Origin of the sequence: Hyphomonas sp., assembly GCF_040882205.1 — a bacterium.
In the GTDB taxonomy this organism is placed as follows: Bacteria; Pseudomonadota; Alphaproteobacteria; order Caulobacterales; family Hyphomonadaceae; genus Hyphomonas.
Map to the genome: position 1 here is coordinate 1 of NZ_JBBEBT010000296.1, position 2,180 is coordinate 2,180.

Below are 2,180 nucleotides of genomic sequence, written 5' to 3' on the forward strand. Positions count from 1 at the left end.
CGTTGGTCAGGCTGCCGAGCTGCTCTTCTTTGTCCGGGTTGATGATGTTGACGCGGGTGTTGATCGTGGCGCCGGCGGGGATGACCACGTCGGCAATCGTGCGCAGGAACCGCTTGCTGTGCATGTCGCCGAAATCGTAGCGGCGGGTGCGGATGCTGCCGGTGATGGGGTTGGTGCCGCCGCCCACGGCTTGGTCGTCGGTGCCGCTGGCGTTTTCTTCTAGCAGATAGATGTTGCCGGCGCGGCTTACGTTGAAGAGGCGCCGGCGGTCATTGTAGATGCTGTTGACGATCTGGTTGACTGCGGCGCTGTCAGGATAGATGTCGCGGTATTCCCAGGCGTCGTTCAGCGCATTGTAGGCCAAGACCAGCTTGTTTCCGTCGAGCGGATCGGCGGTGACGGGCAGGGCGATGATGTAGCGGTTATTGTGCCACACGGCGAAGGCGCTGTCCTCGACCCGCGACTGCACCACTTGGGAGAATTGGTCGGCAATCGGCTCGGAGAGCGGCCGGGTGTCGCCGCGGAGCTTCAGATCCAACTGGGTGTCGAGGCGGTAGATGCCAGCGTCGGAAAGAAAGAAAACATACCGCCCCGCCGTGACGATGCTGTTGCGGGCCGAGCAGCCGATCTCGTTGGTCAGCAACTCCACCTTGCTTACCGCCGTGTTGATCGCCATGGCCGTGCCGTCGGTCGAGGGCAACTGCGAGATAATGGCCAGCCAGATGCTGCTGCGACAGAAAATGAGCGCAGCGCCCTCCACCCAAGGATGCACCGCCACGATGCGGTCAGGACCGCCCGCGCCCAGCCGAAACGACTGCCAGAAGGGATCATAGACATCGGCGTCAAGCACGTCGCTAATCAGCACTTGGTCCTTGCCGTCCGGCAGGATGAGCCGGTTGTTGATGTAGCTGGCCCAGCCGACCGAGGGCATGCTGCGGTAACTCGCGCCGAGCCCAGGGGGCACGCCGCCCCGCGCCCGCACAAAGTTGCCCACCCCACCGTCCCAGTAGATCGGCGGATGCACCCGGCGGGTGATGCGGTTGGCCGAGGAGTTGGTATCGTTGAGTGTGCCGCTGGGCACGGTGATGGCAAAGGTGTGCGTGGTGGCGGCGGGGCTGTTGAGCACGTCGTATTCGTGGCGGTCAAAGGCGGCCCGCCCGCCATTTTCCAAGCGCACCCTGTGGCCGAAGACGTAGCCGTGGTTTTTGCAAAAGATTGTGGCCGTGGTGCCGCTCACTACGGCGGATACTGGCGTCAGCGTATGCACGCCGCTCTGGCTGCCTGCGGTATTGATGGCCGCGCCGCCGCTGGTCGCCGAGAGCTGGAAGGTGTCGTCCGTTTTGTTAATGACGTAGTAGACCGTGCCCGCCACAAGGTTGGTCGGCAGCGCCCCGGTCGTGGCCAGCGTGACTGCCATGCCGTCCTCCAAGCCGTGCGCATCCTTGGTCACAACGGCCGGTGTGGCGATGGTCACGGTGAAGGTGCCAGCGCTGGCTCCGACCAGCACGCCGGCAAACTCCGTGCCCGCCGTCTGCGCCGCCTCGCGCAAAATGTAGAGACGGTTAAACGCCTGCACGATGCTCACGCGGTCTGTGCCCGTGATCTTTTCGTCGATGCCGCCAGAGGGGTAGCCGCGGTCATCCAGCCCGCTCTGGCGCCAAAAGAAGGCGCGATCCTCGCCGGCCAGCACAACATACTCTTGGGCGTTTTGGTAATTGACCGAGCTGAAGATCCCCGCCGCATACAGTCCGCCTTCGTAGGTGCTGCTGACGATTGGACCGTTGTTAGCGAACAACGTGCCGTCCGCACTATTGCCTGGTGTGCCCGTCACGGTGTAGTCAAAGGTGTCGGTGGCCACGTTACTGATGATGAAGTCGCCGTTGTAAAAGACGCCATTCGGCCCGATCGCCCCGCGGATGTTGACGCGGTCGCCATCAACGTATCCGTGGGCCGTCACGGTGGCGGTGGCGAGGGTGCCCACTGCGGTGATCGACGTGACAACCTTGTCGAAGCCAAGCGGGAAATCCAAGGTGAGCGGGGCGTTGGTTGTGCCGATGTTGTCGGTCAGGCGCTTGGAGCCCCGGCGCGTCTGGGCCACGCCGCGGTCAAGGCGCATGTTGACCGAGTCCTGCAACATGCCGGCGGGCAGGTTGAGCGGGTTCATGCGGCTGGCAAAGCCG

General features: G+C 63.7%; 1 pseudogene. It reads right to left on the reverse strand.

Annotation, left to right across the window (positions count from 1 at the left end):
- Window positions 1-2,164, reverse strand: a pseudogene (locus tag WEA77_RS12700) (hypothetical protein); the annotation flags it as partial.
- Window positions 2,165-2,180: the final 16 nt, after the last annotated feature.